Origin of the sequence: Marinomonas rhizomae (genome assembly GCF_024397855.1) — a bacterium.
Classification (GTDB): domain Bacteria; phylum Pseudomonadota; class Gammaproteobacteria; order Pseudomonadales; family Marinomonadaceae; genus Marinomonas; species Marinomonas rhizomae_A.
In genome coordinates this window covers 4201459-4220151 of the sequence record NZ_CP073343.1, presented here as the reverse complement: position 1 = coordinate 4220151, position 18693 = coordinate 4201459, and the positions used below count along the sequence as shown (strand labels likewise).

Annotated in this window: 16 protein-coding genes and 1 riboswitch; of the genes, 4 read left to right on the top strand and 12 right to left on the bottom strand. The window is 43.8% G+C overall.

Annotated features, from left to right (window positions below; translation table 11 throughout):
* Positions 1–17: 17 nt before the first annotated feature.
* From KDW99_RS19780 to KDW99_RS19740, 9 genes are all read right to left on the bottom strand, one after another.
* Positions 18–584: a TMEM165/GDT1 family protein gene (locus KDW99_RS19780; RefSeq protein WP_255827180.1), complete on the bottom strand. Its 567-nt coding sequence runs from the start codon at positions 582–584 to the stop codon at positions 18–20.
* 9 nt (positions 585–593) lie between these two features.
* A riboswitch (yybP-ykoY riboswitch) is annotated at positions 594–783 on the bottom strand.
* Between the two features lie 99 nt (positions 784–882).
* A complete protein-coding gene (locus KDW99_RS19775; protein ID WP_255827179.1) occupies positions 883–2466 on the bottom strand; it encodes a BCCT family transporter in 1584 nt (527 codons plus the stop codon).
* A gap of 465 nt (positions 2467–2931) precedes the next feature.
* Positions 2932–4101 (bottom strand): radical SAM family heme chaperone HemW, encoded by a 1170-nt coding sequence (gene hemW / locus KDW99_RS19770; RefSeq protein WP_255827178.1) that lies wholly within the window; start codon positions 4099–4101, stop codon positions 2932–2934.
* A complete protein-coding gene (rdgB, locus tag KDW99_RS19765; RefSeq protein ID WP_255827177.1) occupies positions 4098–4703 on the bottom strand; it encodes an RdgB/HAM1 family non-canonical purine NTP pyrophosphatase in 606 nt (201 codons plus the stop codon). The genes hemW and rdgB overlap by 4 nt, the downstream gene beginning before the upstream one ends.
* An 85-nt stretch (positions 4704–4788) precedes the next feature.
* Positions 4789–5379, bottom strand: coding sequence for a methionine biosynthesis protein MetW (gene metW, locus KDW99_RS19760; RefSeq protein ID WP_255827176.1), 591 nt, complete (start codon positions 5377–5379; stop codon positions 4789–4791).
* Positions 5379–6536 carry a homoserine O-succinyltransferase MetX gene (gene metX, locus KDW99_RS19755; RefSeq protein WP_255827175.1) on the bottom strand — a complete coding sequence of 386 codons (1158 nt, stop codon included), beginning with the start codon at positions 6534–6536 and terminating at the stop codon, positions 5379–5381. Before metX ends, metW begins: the two co-directional genes overlap by 1 nt.
* A gap of 239 nt (positions 6537–6775) precedes the next feature.
* Entirely contained in the window at positions 6776–8662 is a 1887-nt protein-coding gene (locus KDW99_RS19750; protein WP_255827174.1) for a methyl-accepting chemotaxis protein, read from the bottom strand.
* Positions 8663–8879: 217 nt separating this feature from the next.
* Positions 8880–9482: a 16S rRNA (guanine(966)-N(2))-methyltransferase RsmD gene (gene rsmD / locus KDW99_RS19745; RefSeq protein WP_370646856.1), complete on the bottom strand. Its 603-nt coding sequence runs from the start codon at positions 9480–9482 to the stop codon at positions 8880–8882.
* Positions 9479–10792: an insulinase family protein gene (locus tag KDW99_RS19740; protein WP_255827173.1), complete on the bottom strand. Its 1314-nt coding sequence runs from the start codon at positions 10790–10792 to the stop codon at positions 9479–9481. The genes rsmD and KDW99_RS19740 overlap by 4 nt, the downstream gene beginning before the upstream one ends.
* A 172-nt stretch (positions 10793–10964) precedes the next feature.
* Between KDW99_RS19740 and ftsY the strand changes: the two genes are divergently transcribed.
* The 4 genes from ftsY (at position 10965) to rpoH (ending at position 14956) form a co-directional block, all read left to right on the top strand.
* Positions 10965–12200: a signal recognition particle-docking protein FtsY gene (ftsY, locus tag KDW99_RS19735; RefSeq protein ID WP_255827172.1), complete on the top strand. Its 1236-nt coding sequence runs from the start codon at positions 10965–10967 to the stop codon at positions 12198–12200.
* A gap of 79 nt (positions 12201–12279) precedes the next feature.
* Positions 12280–12951, top strand: coding sequence for a cell division ATP-binding protein FtsE (ftsE, locus tag KDW99_RS19730; protein WP_255827171.1), 672 nt, complete (start codon positions 12280–12282; stop codon positions 12949–12951).
* On the top strand, positions 12952–13959 hold the full coding sequence (gene ftsX / locus KDW99_RS19725; RefSeq protein WP_255827170.1) for a permease-like cell division protein FtsX: 1008 nt from the start codon (positions 12952–12954) through the stop codon (positions 13957–13959). It abuts the gene before it with no gap.
* Positions 13960–14089: 130 nt separating this feature from the next.
* Entirely contained in the window at positions 14090–14956 is an 867-nt protein-coding gene (gene rpoH, locus KDW99_RS19720) for an RNA polymerase sigma factor RpoH (RefSeq protein WP_255827169.1), read from the top strand.
* An 86-nt stretch (positions 14957–15042) separates the two neighbouring features.
* Here the strand turns inward: rpoH and KDW99_RS19715 are convergent, their stop codons facing one another.
* The 3 genes from KDW99_RS19715 to KDW99_RS19705 all read right to left on the bottom strand — a co-directional run bounded on the left by KDW99_RS19715 (position 15043) and on the right by KDW99_RS19705 (position 18645).
* On the bottom strand, positions 15043–15903 hold the full coding sequence (locus KDW99_RS19715; RefSeq protein WP_255827168.1) for an energy transducer TonB: 861 nt from the start codon (positions 15901–15903) through the stop codon (positions 15043–15045).
* Between the two features lie 7 nt (positions 15904–15910).
* Positions 15911–16858, bottom strand: a complete 948-nt coding sequence (gene gshB / locus KDW99_RS19710; protein ID WP_255827167.1) for a glutathione synthase — start codon at positions 16856–16858, stop codon at positions 15911–15913.
* Positions 16859–17142: 284 nt separating this feature from the next.
* The gene (locus tag KDW99_RS19705; RefSeq protein ID WP_255827166.1) at positions 17143–18645 is read right to left on the bottom strand and encodes a TolC family outer membrane protein; all 1503 of its coding nucleotides are present in this window, start codon (positions 18643–18645) and stop codon (positions 17143–17145) included.
* Positions 18646–18693: the final 48 nt, after the last annotated feature.

Sequence of the window (18693 nt, the reverse complement as noted above, 5' to 3'; positions counted from 1 at the left end):
CAGTTTAAAGAGTCTATTTATTGAAGCAGAGGCGTCGCGATTGTCACTATCCCCATAATGAGAAATAGTAAACAAGCCAGCTGACGTGTGCGGTTGGCATTGATCCTGTCCATTATCCAGTTACCTGCAAACACCACAGGTACGTTTGCCAACATCATACCAATAGTTGAGCCTAGCAATACCATCCAAACACTACCATAGTGAGCACCTAATAAGACGGTTGCGATTTGAGTTTTGTCACCGATTTCGGCAAGAAAAAACAAGACAAATGTCGCACCAAATGCGCCATATTTCAGCATGCTATTATCTTCACTATCGTCTTTATCTGGTATCAATAACCATAAGCCAACGGCGATAAAACTTAAACCAACCACCCAACTGATCGCACTTTCTGGAATCCATTGAGCTACTTCAACACCAAGCCATGCTGATAAAGCATGATTGAGTAATGTGGCAGCAAGGATACCAAGAACAATAGACGATTTAGATGCGAAACGCGTAGCAAGGAAGAGGGCCAAAAGTTGGGTTTTATCACCCATTTCAGCGAGAGCAACAGTGGAGATAGAAGTGAGTAGTGCTTCCATTTTTTGAAAGGTCCTAGGTGGGCAATAAACGAAAGACAATAAACCTGTGCCCACCTGAGCCAAGTTATTGTCTTAAGTCTCATCAACCCTGTCGATACTTTATCGGATCAGGACTTCTTTGCCACGAGCTTGAGGCTCGATTATGTTGACAAAGAATCTTTGCAGTGCAAAGAAGATTACTCCCCTAAGAGGACGCTGATAATAAAGTATTTGCTAAAAGAAAACAACGCGAACACCGTGTGTGGTTGCTCGCGTTGTTTTAATAACAATGCATCTTTATAAAGTCACTACACTTTTATTATTTATAAAGGTGTATATCACTATGCAAGCCTTTCCATAAGCTCACACACATGATCAGCATGAGCAATGTAAATGGTAAGCCAATGGTAATCGCGGCCGCTTGAATCGCACCAAGCGCTTCAGAACCACCACCAATTAGTAGAGCAATCGCAATGATGCCTTCTAGAACGGCCCAGAAAACTCTTTGGATCATAGGTGCATCAGTTTTACCACCAGCAGTAATGCCGTCGATAACCAAAGAACCAGAGTCAGAAGAGGTTACAAAGAACACCAATACTAGAATGATACCAATAAAGGAAATTAATGACGTCATTGGAAGGTTTGCAAACATTTGGAACATAGCTAAAGAAGAATCAGAGATTCCGTTTGCCAAAGCGCCAATGCCATTAGCAGACTGGTCTAGAGCTGATCCGCCAAAAATAGCCATCCATACAAGCGATACGATAGTTGGAACTAGTAACACTGCAATAACGAACTCACGAACAGTACGACCGCGTGAAACGCGCGCGATAAACATACCAACAAATGGAGACCAAGAAATCCACCAAGCCCAGTAGAACACAGTCCAGCCATGGTAGAAGGTTGTGTCGTCACGACCAATCCAGTTACTTAGAGGAATGATGTATTCAACATAATTCAAGAAGTAAGAACCAATTGCCGCAAAGATAGCGCCAGTGTTACCAACGATCACAATGAAAACGGCCAATACAGCGGCAATGATCATGTTGACGTTAGAAAGTAGCTTCACACCACCTTCAAGGCCTCGTGCTACCGAAATAATGGCAACAGCGGTCACGCCTAAGATTACAAGAATCTGTGTCGTTAGTGTATTTGGAATACCAAAAAGGAAGTTTAGACCACTTGTGGCTTGGAGAGCACCAAAACCTAGAGATGTAGCCAAACCAAAGATGGTTGCAATAACCGAAACAACGTCGATTACGTGGCCAATCGCCCCCCACACTTTTTCACCAAACAATGGGTAGAAAGCAGAGCGAATAGTTAGAGGTAAACCTTTGTTGTACGCAAAGAAAGCCAATGATAGACCGACAACAGCGTAAATAGCCCAAGGGTGAAGACCCCAATGGAACATGGTTGCGCCCATTGCTAGGTCGCGAGCTTCGGGTGTGTTAGCGGCTACATCAAAAGGTGTGCCATACCAACCGGTATAGTAAGCAACAGGTTCAGCGACACTCCAGAACATCAAGCCAATACCCATGCCTGCGGCAAAAAGCATAGAGAACCAAGTGATAGTGGAGTGTTCTGATTTAGCCTCAGTACCACCAAGGCGAATTTTGCCGAGAGGAAGAAGGATAAGAAGCAAACAAAAGAGGACAAAAATATTACCAGCAACCATAAAGAACCAATCAAAATTATTGATTGACCAATTCTTTGCGCCTGACAAGATTTTACTAGCATCAGCAGGGAACATGATACTGCCAATGATAAAAGCAAATATGATAATCGCGCTGGTACTAAACACTGGGTTTAGTACGTCAAGACCAAGAAACTTAATGTTATCTTGGCCTACCTTATATGACGTATTGTATTCTGCCCGACCGTTGTCAGGTACTTTATTACTCATAAACATTCTCCCGAATTAGTGAAAACTTTCCCCGAGACCTTTGTTGGATAACTGGAATTAAAAAGGTCTGTTCATATCTTTTTAAACGAAAATTAACATGAGCGTTTCTTATACAGTTTCGCTACTTAACCCTAAAAGAATTTCCATTCTTGTATTGTTCTTAATACGACGCGTTTTGTTCTGTTTTCACAGTTTATGCATATTCTTGTGTTGATGATTAGACTAACAAAATAAGCTTTTTGTTTAGCATCTCAACAACAAAATGAGAGCAATAACTTGTTGAATTAGAATAAAACAATGGGCTGTATCTTTCGTTTAAAAAGATTGTTTTTATTAGATAATCACAAGTCTTTGCGTTGCTTAGATAGGACAAGAAGGCCGTCTACGACGGCCTTCTTGTCCTAAGCGCGATAAGAGTTGCATCTAAATGCTTAGATGTCAAATTATAGTAAATAAAATGGCCTACTACGGGAGGAATAACTCAAGCAGTTCGTTGAGGAATAATTTACCTTTTTCGGTTGTTTTAATACGTTGATGTTTCCATTCATCGTTGTCCAATAATCCCTGTTTAATTGCCATTTCACAGGCTTTGATTAGAGAGATAGGGACATTTTGATAGGTAAATCGCTCGTAATCCTTTAAATCAAAGGTTTCAAATAAACGTAGGCGGTTCATCATGAATTCAAGAGGCAGGTCTTCTTGTTCAATGGCTTCTTTGATAACTAAGGCTTCAGGCAGGTTGCTTAAGTAATGATTTGGGTGACGAGTCTTTCGTGTACGAAAGATTTGACCATTAACCAATGTGATTTTGCCATGGGCCCCCGCGCCAATTCCGATGTAATCACCGAAGCGCCAATAATTAAGGTTGTGTGCGGCACGACGCTTCTCTTTTGAGTTGGCCGATACTTCGTATTGAGCATATCCATGCTTGGTTAGTAAAGCTTGTCCTGCGTCTTGAATTCCCCACAAGGTGTTGTCTTCTGGCAAGGTTGGTGGACGACGATAAAACTCGGTATTTGGCTCGATCGTCAATTGATACCAAGATAAGTGTTCAGGATTAAGGTCGATGGCGAGAGACAAGTCTTCCAGTGCCATTTCTAAGCTTTGATCGGGGAGGCCATGCATCAAATCAAGGTTGATATTATCAAAGCCAGCCGCTCTTGATTTATCCACAGCGTGTATTGCTTCTTCGCGGTTGTGGATTCTTCCTAGGGTTTTCAACAGGTTTGGCTGGAAACTTTGGATACCAATAGACAAACGATTAATGCCGGCCTGACGAAAGTGGCGAAATTTTTCTTGTTCAAACGTCCCGGGGTTAGCTTCCATTGTTATTTCAGCGTTGTCCGCCCAGGTTAGCTTCTCGCGTAGTGCATCCATTAAGCGGTAATAGAAGTCTTCGCTCATTAAGCTTGGCGTACCCCCGCCGATAAACGCAGTTTGAATTTCTCGTCCTGCCACATAAGGTAGGTCTGCGTCTAAATCTGCTAAAAGCTGGGCTAAATAGGCCTCTTCTGGCAGTTTACCATTGGCTTCAAAGCGATCCGCTTGATGGGAGTTAAAATCGCAATAAGGGCATTTACGTACACACCAAGGTAAATGTATGTACAGACTTAGAGGCGGTAACAAAGCGCTCAAGATGGTTTACCTTGTTGAAAGGAGGTGAAAAGCTGTTTCAAGGCTTTGGCGCGATGGCTAATTTGGTTTTTCACTTCTTTTGGTAGGCTGGCGGCGCTGCAAGCGCATTCTGGCACATAAAAGACTGGATCATAACCAAAGCCTTCTTGGCCTTCGGTTGAGGTCAAGATACGGCCTTCCCAGACACCATGAAATACTTGTGGTGTCGGGTCGTCTTTGTGGCGCATGTAAGCTAATACACAATGAAAGCGGGCAGTACGCTCTAGCTCAGGAACGCCGTCTAGTTTTTCTAATAGTAGCTTGTTGTTTGCTGCGTTATTGCCATGATCGCCTGCAAAGCGAGCCGAGTAAATGCCCGGAGCACCGTCAAGATAATCGACTTCAATGCCTGAGTCGTCGGCCAAAGCTGGCAATCCTGTATGGGCACAAGCGTTACGCGCTTTTAAAATGGCGTTTTCAATAAAGCTCAGTCCCGTTTCTTCGGCTTCTTCGACGTTGAACTCACTCTGTGGTTTGACATCGATGCCCATATCACTCAGTAGCGCATTGAATTCTTTGATTTTTCCAGCATTATTACTGGCTAATACGATGGTCGTGTTCATCGGTCTTTCCTTTATACTTTTAAAAAAAGGCGGCTGATTCGCCGCCTTGTTGTCATTATATCGTTTGATGTAGGTTGTTGGTCATTTAGCGACTGATATGGAAAATCGCTGTTTCACTGAATAAGTTTGGCATGGAGCGAATCCACCAATGGTCTTTTAGCTGACCGTCTACAGCGGCCCAACGCAGAACCTTGATGTCTTTTTCACGGCATAAACGCTCAAAATCTTGAAAGGTGAAAAAGTGAATGTTCGGTGTGTCATACCAGTTATATGGCAAGAAATCAGAAACCGGCATTCTGCCTTTTAGTGCCAAGTGCAATCGGCTTCGCCAATGGCCAAAGTTCGGGAAAGTGATAATGCATTCCTTGCCGATACGCAGCATTTCATCGATCAGCAAATCAGGGCGACGAAATTGTTGCAAAGCATGGGTCATCAAGACTAAGTCAAAACTTTGGTCATCAAAGTTCTGCAAACCTTCATCGATGTTTTGCTCTAAAACCGGAATGCCTTTTGCGATACAGGTGTTTAAATCTTCATGACCAATTTCCAAACCATAGCCGTTTACTTGCTTGTTCTGAATGAGGTGATGAAGCAGCTCGCCAGGACCACAAGCCAAATCGAGCACTCTAATATTAGGTTGAACCCATTCATCGATCATTTCTAAATCAGAGCGCATTATTTGACCTCCGTGGTAAGGTTGCTAGCAATGCGAGTTAAAAAGGTGTTCAGCGCGGTCATGTAGCGTGGGATCGGAAACAAAAACGCGTCATGGCCTTCCGTTGCTTCGATCTTGGCGTAAGAAACTGATTTGCCTGCTTTGACGAGTGCGTTGACGATTTCTTCGCTGCGCTCGGGAGAAAAGCGCCAGTCAGTGGTGAAGGAAACCAATAAAAACTCGCACTGCGCACGACTTAGAACGGCCGAAAGATCACCATTTGTTTGCGCAGCAGGGTCAAAATAATCCAGTGCTTTGGTCATTAGCATGTAGGTATTAGCGTCAAAGCGTTTGGTGAATGCTTCGCCTTGATAGCGCAGGTAGCTTTCTACTTCAAACTCAATGCCGTAATTGTATTGGTAGCTGTCATGGCGCATTTGGCGACCAAACTTGGCGCCCATGGCATCGTCTGAAAGATACGTAATGTGACCCAACATGCGAGCAAGGCCAAGGCCGTTGGTTGGAACGGAATTATTGTTTATGTAATTACCATCAAAAAAGTCAGGGTCACGACGAATGGACTGACGTGCAACTTCGTTGAAGGCAATGTTTTGGGTCGAGAGCTTTGGTGCTGAAGCGACAATGACCGCAGACTTCAAGCGAGTCGGAAAGCGGATGCTCCACTCAAGTACTTGCATACCACCAAGACTACCGCCAACAATGGCCGCAAAAGTTTGGATGCCTAATAAATCGGCTAGGCGTGCCTGGCTTTCGACCCAATCTTCTACGGTGACAATCGGAAAGCTGGCTTCCCAGCGTTGCCCCGTTTCTGGATTAGTGCTAGTTGGTCCTGTGGAGCCACTGCAACCCCCTAAATTATTGAGAGCAATAACAAAGAACTTATCTGTATCGATGGCTTTACCTGGCCCTATTGCCGTATCCCACCAACCTGGTTTGGTATCCGACATGGCATGATAGCCTGCGGCGTGATGGTCTCCGCTTAGCGCATGGCAAATTAAGATAGCGTTGGAAGCGCTTTGGTTCAGAGTTCCATAAGTCTCGTAAATCAGTTGGTACGATGACAGGGTTTGTCCGCAAGAAAGCGCCAACGGTGTGTCGAATTGCGCAATCTGTGGCGTAACAATACCAACAGAGTCGGCTGGAATGACGTCCGGCATAGGTTTGTGTTTATCCTAAAAAAGTCCTAAAGAAAGTGCTCGAATTCCCGTGAAGAGACGTGGGAAGGCTCATCGATGAAAGATGTTTCACAGTCTAGCCTTTGTGCCCTGTGTCATCAAGAGGTGGATGCCACCATCAATCTGGGTATGGCGTTAGATGGATGAAAGTAAAGCGCCTCTGTCTCAGCTAGTGACAGAGGCGTTTTACTTATTGAGGATATCTAAGCAGCAATACCTTGTTAAACGAGAGTGAATACCTGCGTTTTAACGGCCAGCTGCTGTGAAATTTGCTGAATTTGCTTGGTTTTATCAGCCAAAATATCTATGGAATGGGTATCTTGGTTTAACTGCCGAGCAATTTCTTCCATCTCTGTGCTCATTTGAATCGCGGTGGTCGCCACATCCTGAATGGCATTGGCCATTGAGTCGGTAGATTTTGATCCTGTCATGGCGTTGTTTTCGATATCACGCATGGCTTCTTCTGCCTTGTTACCATTTTCTCCGATGATTTTCAGGTTGTCTTGTCCGCTTTCCATGGTGCTGATAGCGGTTTGAGTCGACTGCTGAATGGTATTGACTATGTCTGTGATCTTTGAGGTCGCGTCGACGGTTTTTTCGGCCAATGCTCGAACTTCATCAGCGACCACAGAGAACCCACGTCCTGCTTCGCCGGCGCGAGCCGCTTCGATTGCGGCGTTCAGTGCAAGCAAGTTGGTTTGGCTCGCAAGATCGTTAATCATGGCAATGACGTTGTCGATGTTTTTCGATAAGCGGCCAAGTTCATCGAGTTGTTGACTGGTCATGTTCACGATATTAACAGTGTCAGTGATACTGTTTAACACCAATTTAATGGTGTCCGCACCAGACTTAGCGGATTGATAGGTTTCATTGGAATGCGCTTGAAGCGTGTTTGTCGTGCTAGACAGTTCGGTTAAACGGCTAGAAATATCGTCTGTGGCAGAAGCCAATGAATGGGTACGTTGATTGACCAAGTGGTTGCTGCTGGCAATGCTGCTGATGGTGTTGTTTAAATCAGTGGACATGGTGCTGACATTGTCAGTGGTCGATACCACGTCTTTTAACACATTGCCTAAGCCGCTTGTCATTTCATTGAGGGATTGGCTCAATTGGTCGAATTCATCATTACGTTTGGTGTTAACGGCCGCCTTTGAAGACATATCGCCTTTTTTAACTTTGTTAAGGTCGGTAATAATATTTTGCAAGGTGCTATTCACGCTGCGGCCAATGGCGAGCATAAGTAGGGCGGCCACTAAAATGATACTAATACTGACGGCCAATAGTGTGGCGTTGGCCTGAGTTGAACTGGCTTCGGCGCTGGCTTCTGCTTGTTGAACCTTGCCTTCAATTAGCTGATTCGCTTTAAGTTGGCTTTCAGTAAATTGGTTTTTTTGCGTCGTGAAAGTATTTTCGATCTCGTTAAGTGATGCGTATTCCTTACCGTATTGCATAAGAGCTTCGCGGTAAGCCTTGGCCTTAACGCCATGGGTTCCTTGGAAACCAAAGTTTTCAATTCGATTATCAAAGCGTGCAAAGCTTGTTGTAAATTCTTCTAGATTGCTGGCTGTGGGATCGGAGAGGTAGCCAGCTTCAGCTTTACGGACATTGGTGAACTCTCGTTTTAGTAAGCTAAGCTTACTAACGTCTTCACTGATTTCAGAGCCCATGTTATCTATACGGCCGCGCAAACCAGAGGAAAAGTCGAAACCTATAATGTAGCGTTTTTCAATCAGTGCGATGAGTGCTTGGCTATATTCATTGAGCTCTATTAAGTTTTCTTCGAGGGTCTGCTTTAAGTCTGGGCTGTGGGCTTGCTCAATATTCGTCGCAATGATATTGGCGTTTTGTGTGATTTGTTCTTTTGCGCTTGTCACATACTCTTGGTAATTTTCTACAGAGATAGAACGTAGGCTATCTGCAATTTCCAGCATGTGAATGCTAAGTTGGTCGTTGGACGATTGAATTTTTGAGAGGTTTCTTAGTTCATTGTTGGCATTTTGTTGGGATGAAAGTCCCTTCATGGCCACAAAGGTGACGATAATTAAACCCATAATCGCAGTGACAAGAAGTATGAACAGTTTGGTCTTAAAGGATAGGTTTGACAGCATAGATACCTTCCATCGCGTAGCGAAGTTTATGTGAAGTGCCCATTCATGGCACATATTTTACTAGGCTATGCAAGTATCGTGCTCAAATCACGATGGCTGATATAGCTTGTTTTGATGAAAGCAGTATAGGAGGGGAAATAGAGTTTTGCGTATTTTTGGTGCGATGTATGTGTCGGCGAATCAGTAAGCCCTATTTTGGATAGGGCTTGCAGGCTAATTATTTAGACACTTCAAATAAACGATAAACCAATTGGCCAGCGATTTTTTCTTTTAATAAAGACCAGTGGTTTGGTAATGCAGGTAGATCGGCCTCTCTCTCCATTTCGATATAAACAAGCGCCCGATCTGCTAGCCAGCCTTTTTCAAGTAAAGGAATGATTTGTGCCAACCAGCCTTTTCGAAATGGTGGGTCAAGAAACACAATGTCCATAGCGTGAGGTGTCGCTGTATCAAGAAACACGGCTGCGTTTTGTGCGATTACATTAGCTTTGTCTGTGGCACCTAATGTCGCTAAGTTTGCTGTCATTTGTTGTGACACCACACGTGAGTTATCAACAAAGGTCATGTGCTTTGCACCACGAGACAGGGCTTCTAATCCTAATGCACCAGAACCACAAAATAGGTCACCACAAATCGCGCCTGGAAGGTAAGCATTAATCCAGTTAAACAAGGTTTCTCGCACTCTGTCTGGCGTTGGTCTTAAGCCTTCAATATCCGGAATCGGCAACTGGCGAGAACGCCATTCACCAGCGATGATACGAAGTCTCGATGCCTTCGCTTTGCTTTTGTTTGATATATTACTTAGAACTTTTTTCTTCATTGGTAAACCTGGATCTCTTGATAGGACGATGGTTTTAATAAGCGTTGTAGCGCTGTTTGATAATCTTCTATGGTGAAGCTGTCTAGGGCTTCTTTATAGCCTTTTGCAAATTGTTCCACGGTGAGTGCCCCATCCTCATGAGTGACTTGTGTGGCGATATAGCTCCACCATGTTGGTGATAATGTTTGTTGTTCGAGTTGTTGTGTGAAGTTATCTAGCAATTTATTAAAGTTATTTTTATCGTTTACCGAGGGAACTTGCTCAACGAATACAAGGCTTTTGGCATTCATTAAACGACTGACATCATCGCTCGGTTCGTTTATTGTTTTTGTCAGGTCGTTTGCGTATTGGATATTCCACCATGCCCAAGGGCGATGCGGTGAAAGCGTAAACGCGAGCTGAACAAAATCAATATGTTGTTGCTGATTGAGGGTAGAAACCAAATCAGCGCCCCATATTTGTAGGCTAATCCATTCTTTAATTGAGGCGACTGGCATTAATGCAATGGCGCTGCGCGTTTGCCAGAGATCGCCTTCATTTTGTTGAATCGTTGAGCTGACGGACTCATAGTGAATAGCCTCAGGGGAAGTCTTTGATAATTGATAGCCTTCGCTGATGGTGTTCATTGCCTTTTTGACGTTTTGCTTTGTCTCTGGTGACATGTCGCCTACGATAAAAATAGTCGCGGCAGATGATTTTAAACTTTGGTAGTAGTTGGTTACTTGTTTTAAAGACACGTCTGCTATGGAGTCGTTCATATTGATCGTTTTATCAAAAAATAGAACATTCTCCAGTTCATGCTGAACGGGCGGGTTGGCTTGGTATTGGGTTTGCCAAGTATCGAAAGTACGAGGTTTGAAATCCGGTTGTCTAAGCCAATTGGTTACTAGAGAAAGCGTCGGCGTGAGATATTGTGGCTCATTGCTTAGTGTTAAACCAATGGTTTGGCTTTCATGGTCGTAATAGCTGTTTGCGCTGGCAGCTAAAGGGGCGAGTCTTTGGTTTATCGAAGCGGTACTGAGGGGTAAAGAGTCACTCATTAACATGGCAAGTGTGGTTTGGATTAATTTTATATTGGTGGTAGCCGAACGAAATGAGAAGCGAATTTCCAGTTTGTTGCTGTCTTGCCATTCGGTTTGCTTGAGCCAAACAACAGGGATGCCAGATGTAGTTGTCCATTTTTCAATTTGAGGTGTGGGTAATTTGCTGCTCGTCGCGGAGAGGTTTAACAACCAAATTGCCAGCGTACAAAACAACATGACAGCAGCCAATACAGGTCGACTAAAGAGAGGTTTGCTATCGTCGGACATAATGAACCTTAAACTCTACGGGTTGAGAAAATTTTGGTTAAAACTAAGCCTGTTTGCGAGCCAGAATGATGTTAAAATAATCGTTTTTAAGTGTTCATGTATATGGCGCTAGATCTAATCATAGCATTTCACTGATGTTTATCGCATCAGTCAAAATAAAGAGACTGATTTAATGGAAGTTGTTAATCAAATTATTGCTTTTTTCACACCATATCTTGGTGAATATGCGCGTTATGTTCCTATTGCAATTGGAACACTGTTAGCGGTTATCGCCTTTGTTATTCGTCGTCGTTTTGTGAGCAAAATGAATGCAGATATCGCTGAGGCCAAGAAAAAGGATATAGAGGCATCAGATTCAGTAAACAATGAATCTGATGCAGTGGAAACTTTGACTTCTGACGATCAAGCTAGTGAAGCTGATGAGTCAACAATCATCACCACAACGCAAGCGGTTGAAGAGGTGCCAAGCGAACCTGTGCAGCCGACATTATCTTGGGCTCAGCGTGTTAAGTCCGGTTTGTCTCGTACACGTAACGGACTAGGCAATGGTTTGTCTTCTGTTATTGGCGGCCATAAAAAAGTCGATGATAACCTTCTGGAAGAGCTAGAAACTCAATTATTGATGGCCGACGTTGGTATCGATGCCACACAAACTTTGATTGGCGCGCTAACCGATAAGCTAAACCGAAAAGAGCTAAAAGACTCCGCTACCTTGTTAAGTCATTTAAAAGCCGACATGGAAGGCATTCTTAGCCAATCACAACAAGTGCTTGAGCCAGTTAGTAAAGACGGGCCATTTGTTATTCTAATGGTAGGTGTGAATGGTGTCGGCAAGACAACAACCATTGGCAAGCTGGCTAAAAAATATCAGGCGGAAGGCAAAAGTGTTATGTTGGCGGCAGGAGATACTTTCCGTGCCGCGGCGGTTGAGCAGCTTCAAGTTTGGGGCGAGCGTAATAATGTTCCAGTCGTTGCTCAGCATACTGGTGCCGATTCCGCGTCGGTTATCTATGATGCGATTGAGTCTGCCAAAGCAAAAGGCGTTGATATTGTTATTGCCGATACCGCCGGTCGCCTACAAAACAAAGCCAATTTGATGAACGAGCTGTCGAAAGTGGTTCGAGTCATGAAGAAGCTTGACGAAAACGCGCCACATGAAGTGATGTTGGTACTAGATGCCGGTACTGGTCAAAACGCTATCAGTCAAGCTAAGCTGTTTTCTGAAGCGGTTGGCGTGAGTGGTATTACGCTAACCAAACTGGATGGAACCGCAAAAGGCGGTATTATTTTCGCCATCGCTAAACAGTTCGGGTTGCCAATACGTTATATTGGTGTGGGTGAACAAGCCGATGACTTACGTCCGTTTGTTGCCCAAGAGTTTGTCGACGCCTTATTTGATAGCGAATAGCTTTATAGTCAATTGCTGGATGGCAAAGTAAGTGGTGATTAGACCTTTCTTATTTCTAATTTAAGGATGCTGAATTAGCGTGGAAATCGAATTTCAACGAGTGGGTAAAAAGTACGAGAGTGGACAAGAAGCATTGTCGCAAGTGAGCTTTCATTTGCAGCAAGGTGAAATGGCTTTTCTTACTGGGCATTCTGGCGCTGGTAAGAGCACCTTGATGAAACTCATGATGATGATTGAGCGCCAAACATCAGGACAAATTTTAGTAGATGGTGTGGATTTGCGAACCCTGAGTCGCAGAGCGATTCCGCATCATCGACGTCGTGTTGGTGTTGTGTTTCAAAACCATCAATTGTTATTAGATCGAAGTGTTTTTCATAATGTTGCTTTGCCATTGCAGGTGAGCGGAGCTGATCATCAGCAAATTGCTAAGCGAGTGCGTGCTGCGCTGGACAAAGTCGGGTTGCTGGATAAAGAGAAATACAACCCAATGGCGTTATCTGGTGGTGAACAACAACGTGTAGGCATTGCCCGAGCCGTTGTTAATAAACCACAGTTGCTATTAGCCGATGAGCCCACCGGTAATTTAGACCCTAAATTGTCAGCAGAAATCATGAACTTGTTTCAAGAGTTTAATCGTGTGGGCGTGACTGTTTTGGTTGCCAGCCATGATTTGGCGCTGGTAGCACGTATGCGCCATCGAGTTTTAACGTTAAATCAGGGACGAATGGTTAATGATGGAGGGTTTGGCTAAATGGCACAGAAGCCGAATCAACGTGGAGCAACGAGAGAATCGATTAAGGCGACCAAGCATAATTGGCCGACACGTACGTCTTTTAATCCGAGTCAATATTTTCGTCAGCATCAGGCCACGCTAACAGAAAGCTTTATGCGGCTAGTGAATTATCCATTGGCCAGTGTGATGACGGTGATGGTGATTGCTATTGCCTTGTCTCTGCCGGGGGGCTTGTATGTTTTACTGAAAAACGTGCAATCGGTGACCGACCAATGGGAGCAGCAATCTGTCATTACCTTGTATCTTTTTCCTAACTTAGAAGATACGCAAGCTCTTGCTTTGTCGCATCGTCTTTCAGCACAAGATGATATTGCATCTATAGAGTATATTTCTAAGGAAGAAGGGCTGCGATATTTCGAGCGTTCTAGTGGCTATGAACAGATTTTGTCGGCTCTGCCAGAGAACCCGTTGCCGATTGTTTTACGAGTGATTCCTAAACAAGCGGTCGATATCACGACATTATCGAGTTTGCAGGCATTGCGAGATCAACTTGCTGCACAAAAAGAGGTCGATTATGCAGAACTTGATGCACAATGGTTACAGCGTCTTGCAAATATACTGAGTTTTGGACAACGCTTTGCCTATGCTCTGTCGGTTTTGTTGGTGGTTGCGGTGCTGTTGATTGTTGGTAATACCATCCGTATGGCCGTAGAAAGTCGTCGAGATGAAGTCTTGGTTATGAAGCTGGTGGGCGCAACGGATGCTTATATTCGCCGACCATTTTTATATATGGGTTTTTGGTTCGGAGTATTAGGCGGTTTCTTTGCCAGCCTATGTATTCTCATGCTTAGCTGGTGGGTAAGTGCGCCCGCAGAACGGTTGATCGATCTTTATCAAAGCGGTTTTCAACTACAGTCTTTTAATGCAGATGAAATTGTTTTATGTTTAACTATCAGCGCATTTGTTGGTGTGTTTGGCGCATGGATTGCTGTTAATCGACATATCGCGACTATTGAACTGCAGTGACAATGAAAGGCTAATATCACTACTAAGATAATAGCCATGGTTTATTCACATTTATGTCACACACAAGCAGAATTTACTTGTTAGTATTTTGTCATACACAGTATGAACAATTAGAAAGGTGGAAATAGAGATGGGTAAAGCTCTCCAGCCTACGGACATGATGATTCCAGGCCAAAACCTAGAATCCTACATACAAGCCGTCAGCAGAATTCCGATTTTAACCGCGGACGAAGAAAAAACGTTGGCGGAACGTCTTTATTATCAAGAAGACCTAGAAGCTGCACGTACATTGGTCATGTCGCATTTGAGATTTGTTGTACATATTGCGAAAAGTTACTCTGGATACGGTTTAGCTCAAGGCGATCTTATTCAAGAAGGCAACGTTGGCTTGATGAAAGCGGTTAAGCGCTTTAATCCTGAAGTCGGTGTTCGTCTTGTGTCCTTTGCTGTGCACTGGATTAAAGCCGAGATTCATGAGTTTATTCTGAAAAACTGGCGCATTGTTAAAGTGGCGACGACAAAAGCACAACGTAAAATGTTTTTTAATTTACGTAGTGCGAAAAAGTCACTATCTTGGTTCAGTAATTCAGAAGTTGAGTCTGTGGCCAGTGATTTAGGTGTGACGCCTGAAGTCGTTCGTCAAATGGAAGGGCGTTTAAGTTCTTCTGATATGGCATTTGATGCGTCTGCAGACGATGACGATGACAGTGCTTTTCAGGCGCCATCACAATATTTAGAAGACCATCGTTCAGACCCTGCCACCTTACTTGAAAATGGCAACTGGGAAGAAGACTCCAATCAGCGTCTAGAAGTCGCTATGGCGGACCTTGATGAGCGTAGCCGAAATATTCTAGTACAGCGTTGGTTGTCTGATGCAAAATCTACTTTGCATGAATTGGCCGATGAATATGGCGTTTCTGCTGAGCGTATTCGCCAGCTTGAAAAGAACGCCATGAAGAAAATTCGCCTTGCAATGGGTGATGGTCAGTTCGACTGATTGTTATCATGCCTAACCACTGGCAATAATTGAATGTAAATAGCCCTCCAAGTGAGGGCTTTTTTATGCTTGTTGGTTTTTTGTAGTTACTGGCTTTGTAGTTGGTTGCCAGGCACAAAGCGCCATGTACGAATGATTTCTAGTTTATCCACCTCTTTCTTGAGTTCGCTGGGGAAGACCTGAAAGGGTTCTGCTAGGCGAACAATGCGCATGGCTGAATCATCCAGCACCCGAATGCCAGAGGAGTGTAATATCTCAATATCGTCAACATAGCCATTAGGCAATAAGATAACGGCTAATCGCAGGTCTCCGTAGAGGTGGTTACGTTTGGCTTCTTCTGGATAGTGAATATTGCCGATACGTTCAATTCGTCGGCGCCAATCATCTAAGTATTGTGCATCAATAGCCGCTTTGGCAGAGACTGAGGTCAAACGGCGAATCCTTGGCCGTTTGGCATAGGATTGACGTTGTTGATCCAACAAGGCTTCTAATGTCGCTATATCGTTTGATATATGGCTTGGGATTTGGGTCTCGCCTCGAAACTTTTCTTCTAGCGTTTTGGGTTCATTTTCAGATTCGTTGATGATCTCGAAGACGGCCTCTTGATCTCTTGTTGCTAGCAAGCTTGGCTTATCAATCGGTTCGGCAGAGGCTAGTTGCGGCTGGACGGGAGGCGATATCTCTTGAATAGTATCCGATAAGAAGCGCGCATTTTCTGTAGTAGTAAGCTTTTGTTTGCGTAATTCTGTACCGCTGGCTTGTTGGTTAGCTTGCGCAATAAAGTCCGCTTCGACTGGAGCTTTTGTCGTGTGCTGAACCAGCGTGACCTCGAGCGTTTTAGGCTTGGGAGCTGGCAGCGCAAAATCGAAGCCAATAATCATCACCATTAGCACATGAAAGCAAATAGCGATGAAAAGCGCGATAGAAAACTTATCTACTAGTCGCATGCTGTTATTACTGAAGACGTTTTTCTATGGCTTCTATCAACATCATGGCGATATTTAGATCGAACTGAGTGTCTAATTCACGAACGCAAGTTGGGCTGGTAACGTTGATTTCAGTGAGATAATCACCAATCACATCTAAGCCAACAAACATTAAGTTCTTCTCTTTTAACGAAGGGATAACTTGCTCACAAATCCAGCGATCGCGATCTGTCAAAGGTCGGCCTTCACCACGTCCGCCTGCCGCTAAGTTGCCACGAGTTTCTCCAGATGCTGGAATACGTGCTAATGCAAAGGGTACGGGCTCACCATTTACCACCAAAATACGCTTATCGCCGTCTTTGATTTCGGGGATGAATTTTTGTGCCATGATTTGTTCTACACCCATATTGGTAAGGGTTTCAATAATCACGCTAACGTTTGAGTCGTCTGGTTTAATACGGAAAATCGAGCTGCCACCCATGCCGTCTAGTGGTTTAAAGATCACGTCGCCATGTTCTTTGTGAAAGCTTTTCAGTAAATCAGCTCGTCTTGTTACCAAAACTGGCGGGCAGCAATGAGGGAACTGAGTGGCAAATAGTTTTTCATTGCAGTCACGTAGGCTTTTGGGGTCGTTCACTACAAGCGCACCGTCTCTTTCTGCTTGCTCTAGTATCATGGTGCTGTAGACAAATTCACTATCAAATGGCGGATCTTTGCGCATCAAAATCACGTCTATATCACCCATGGCCATTTTGGTTTCTTCACCAAGGTCATAGAAATGGGCTGGATCTTTATAAACACTAAGAGGACGAGTCATGGCATAGGCTTTTCCATTGTCTAGAAATAAGTCCTTTTGCTCCATATAGATTAGCTGCCAACCTTTGTCTGCGGCGGCCCATAGCATGGCGAGTGAAGTGTCTTTTTTGTAGTTAATGGATGCGATTGGATCCATAACAATGCCGAGTTTGATAGTCATAAGGCGGTTCCTAAATCGAAAGCAATGTTTCATCGCTTTGTTCAATCTGTTAATAGGTGTTGATGCTATAGAAATATGGGGGCGCTGAGAAGAAAAAACACCCATAATTTTGAGATAGTTGCTTCGGTAGGCAGGAATATAACAATGATAAGTCTGTGTGGTGAAAATAGCCTGTAATACAGAGTATTTAAAGCTGAGTGTTTTATTGGATTAAAAGCAGAATCATTAGACGCTAGAAATAGCGCTTTATATCAATGATTCTGCTTTAAAAGAGCGTTCTCTATCTACCAACTTCCAGAGTTCTCATTGGCATCTAAGAAAATATCATTTGCTTGAGTTTTCTTTGAGTCACTTTCAGGCTTAGTTTTCGACTGGGAAGGGTTGTCGATTTTTACCGTATTTTCAGCAGCTTTCAATTCGTCAATAGCGCTTGGTTCAGTAGCTGGTGGTGCTTTTTTCTTATCAAATTGATCATTAAAGCCAAGCAGTTGTGGTCGATAGATACGAAACGCGCGCATCAGTTCGCCTTTGGCATTAAATAAACGGAATTCGGAAAAAAGTTCGTCATAGTCTGCATTGACATAATCTTGGCGAGCTTGGAAAAGTTCGTTTTCGCTGTCTAATACATCAAGTAACGTACGTCGACCTAAGCGAAATTGCTTTTCATAAGCGACTTGTGATTCTTTTGTTGCAATGACGTATTGTTTTATATGTTCTTTTTGGCCGGTAGTAGCCTCAAATGCTGCCCACGCAAGTCTTGCTGTTAGTTCTGTATCCCTTATGGTTTTGCGACGTATTTCCAAAGCTTGGATGTTCTGTTGATCCGCAGCTTCTTTTTTACGCTTATGTGTGCCTCCGCTGTAGAGGTTGTAGTTTAGTCGAACCATGGCCAATAAATCTTCGCTTGGCCCTTCCGTTCCGTCTATATTGTTGTTCCATGTGCGTTCTACTACAAAGTTGATGGTTGGGTAGTTGTCTGCATCAGCAATTTTCTGAGAGTTTTCTGTTGCAGCAACATCCCAGCGCGCACCTTCAATGGCCGGGTTTTTCTTTAAGGATTCATTGATCGCCGAATCAAGATCTTTTGGCAGTAAATCTTTATCAGGCACAGGATAAATTAAGTCTTTGGGTGGCATTTCCCCGACGACATTTCTGTAGTTGCTTTCGGCATCTTGGAGATTATTAATGGATGCAAAATAATTCGCATTAGCTTTGGCAAGACGTGCGGTTATTTGGCTTAAGTCAGATTGTCGACCTATGCCACTATCACTTTTGAGTTTGATTTGCTCGTAAATACGTTCGTGCGTGTTTAGATTAAGCTCAGCTAAGTTAACCATATCACGGTAGCGCAAAATATTGGCGTAAACCTGAGCCACTTCAAGTGCTGTATTTTCAACCGAGATTAGTGCGGCCCAACGATCGGCCTCCGCTTCGTTGTTTAAGCGTTTTACATCGTTTACTGTCGAAAAACCGTTAAATAGAGGCTGGTTAAGTGAAAGTGTTAACTCGCGACGAGTCAGATCTACATCATTTGGGTTAGTGTCATCTGCGTAGGTTGTTTCTCGACCTATGCCAGCAGACAGATCAACGCTTGGATAATAGCCAGAACGACGGGCAATATCGGCATTTTCTTTTGACTCTCGATATTTGGCAACAGCTTGCCTTACTGCAGGGTTATTTTCTATTGCTGTATATGTTGCCTCTTCGAGAGTGATTGCGTGCGCTATTGCTGGCAGGAAAGTTGTTCCTATTAAAACCGAGCAAGTCAAAACTATTCGATTAAACATGTGGTCATATGTCCTTTATTAAGTCCTGCTTAAATGGTAAAGCCATTC

Excerpts from the sequence above, each read along its gene's own strand:
- ftsY (WP_255827172.1), top strand. The coding sequence starts at position 10,965 with ATGGAAGTTGTTAATCAAATTATTGCTTTTTTCACACCATATCTTGGT.
- gshB (WP_255827167.1), bottom strand. The coding sequence starts at position 16,858 with ATGACTATCAAACTCGGCATTGTTATGGATCCAATCGCATCCATTAAC.
- ftsX (WP_255827170.1), top strand. The coding sequence starts at position 12,952 with ATGGCACAGAAGCCGAATCAACGTGGAGCAACGAGAGAATCGATTAAG.
- rpoH (WP_255827169.1), top strand. The coding sequence starts at position 14,090 with ATGGGTAAAGCTCTCCAGCCTACGGACATGATGATTCCAGGCCAAAAC.
- KDW99_RS19705 (WP_255827166.1), bottom strand. The coding sequence starts at position 18,645 with ATGTTTAATCGAATAGTTTTGACTTGCTCGGTTTTAATAGGAACAACT.
- KDW99_RS19715 (WP_255827168.1), bottom strand. The coding sequence starts at position 15,903 with ATGCGACTAGTAGATAAGTTTTCTATCGCGCTTTTCATCGCTATTTGC.
- KDW99_RS19750 (WP_255827174.1), bottom strand. The coding sequence starts at position 8,662 with ATGCTGTCAAACCTATCCTTTAAGACCAAACTGTTCATACTTCTTGTC.
- metX (WP_255827175.1), bottom strand. The coding sequence starts at position 6,536 with ATGCCGGACGTCATTCCAGCCGACTCTGTTGGTATTGTTACGCCACAG.
- KDW99_RS19780 (WP_255827180.1), bottom strand. The coding sequence starts at position 584 with ATGGAAGCACTACTCACTTCTATCTCCACTGTTGCTCTCGCTGAAATG.
- rdgB (WP_255827177.1), bottom strand. The coding sequence starts at position 4,703 with ATGAACACGACCATCGTATTAGCCAGTAATAATGCTGGAAAAATCAAA.
- rsmD (WP_370646856.1), bottom strand. The coding sequence starts at position 9,482 with ATGAAGAAAAAAGTTCTAAGTAATATATCAAACAAAAGCAAAGCGAAG.
- KDW99_RS19740 (WP_255827173.1), bottom strand. The coding sequence starts at position 10,792 with ATGTCCGACGATAGCAAACCTCTCTTTAGTCGACCTGTATTGGCTGCT.
- KDW99_RS19775 (WP_255827179.1), bottom strand. The coding sequence starts at position 2,466 with ATGAGTAATAAAGTACCTGACAACGGTCGGGCAGAATACAATACGTCA.
- metW (WP_255827176.1), bottom strand. The coding sequence starts at position 5,379 with ATGCGCTCTGATTTAGAAATGATCGATGAATGGGTTCAACCTAATATT.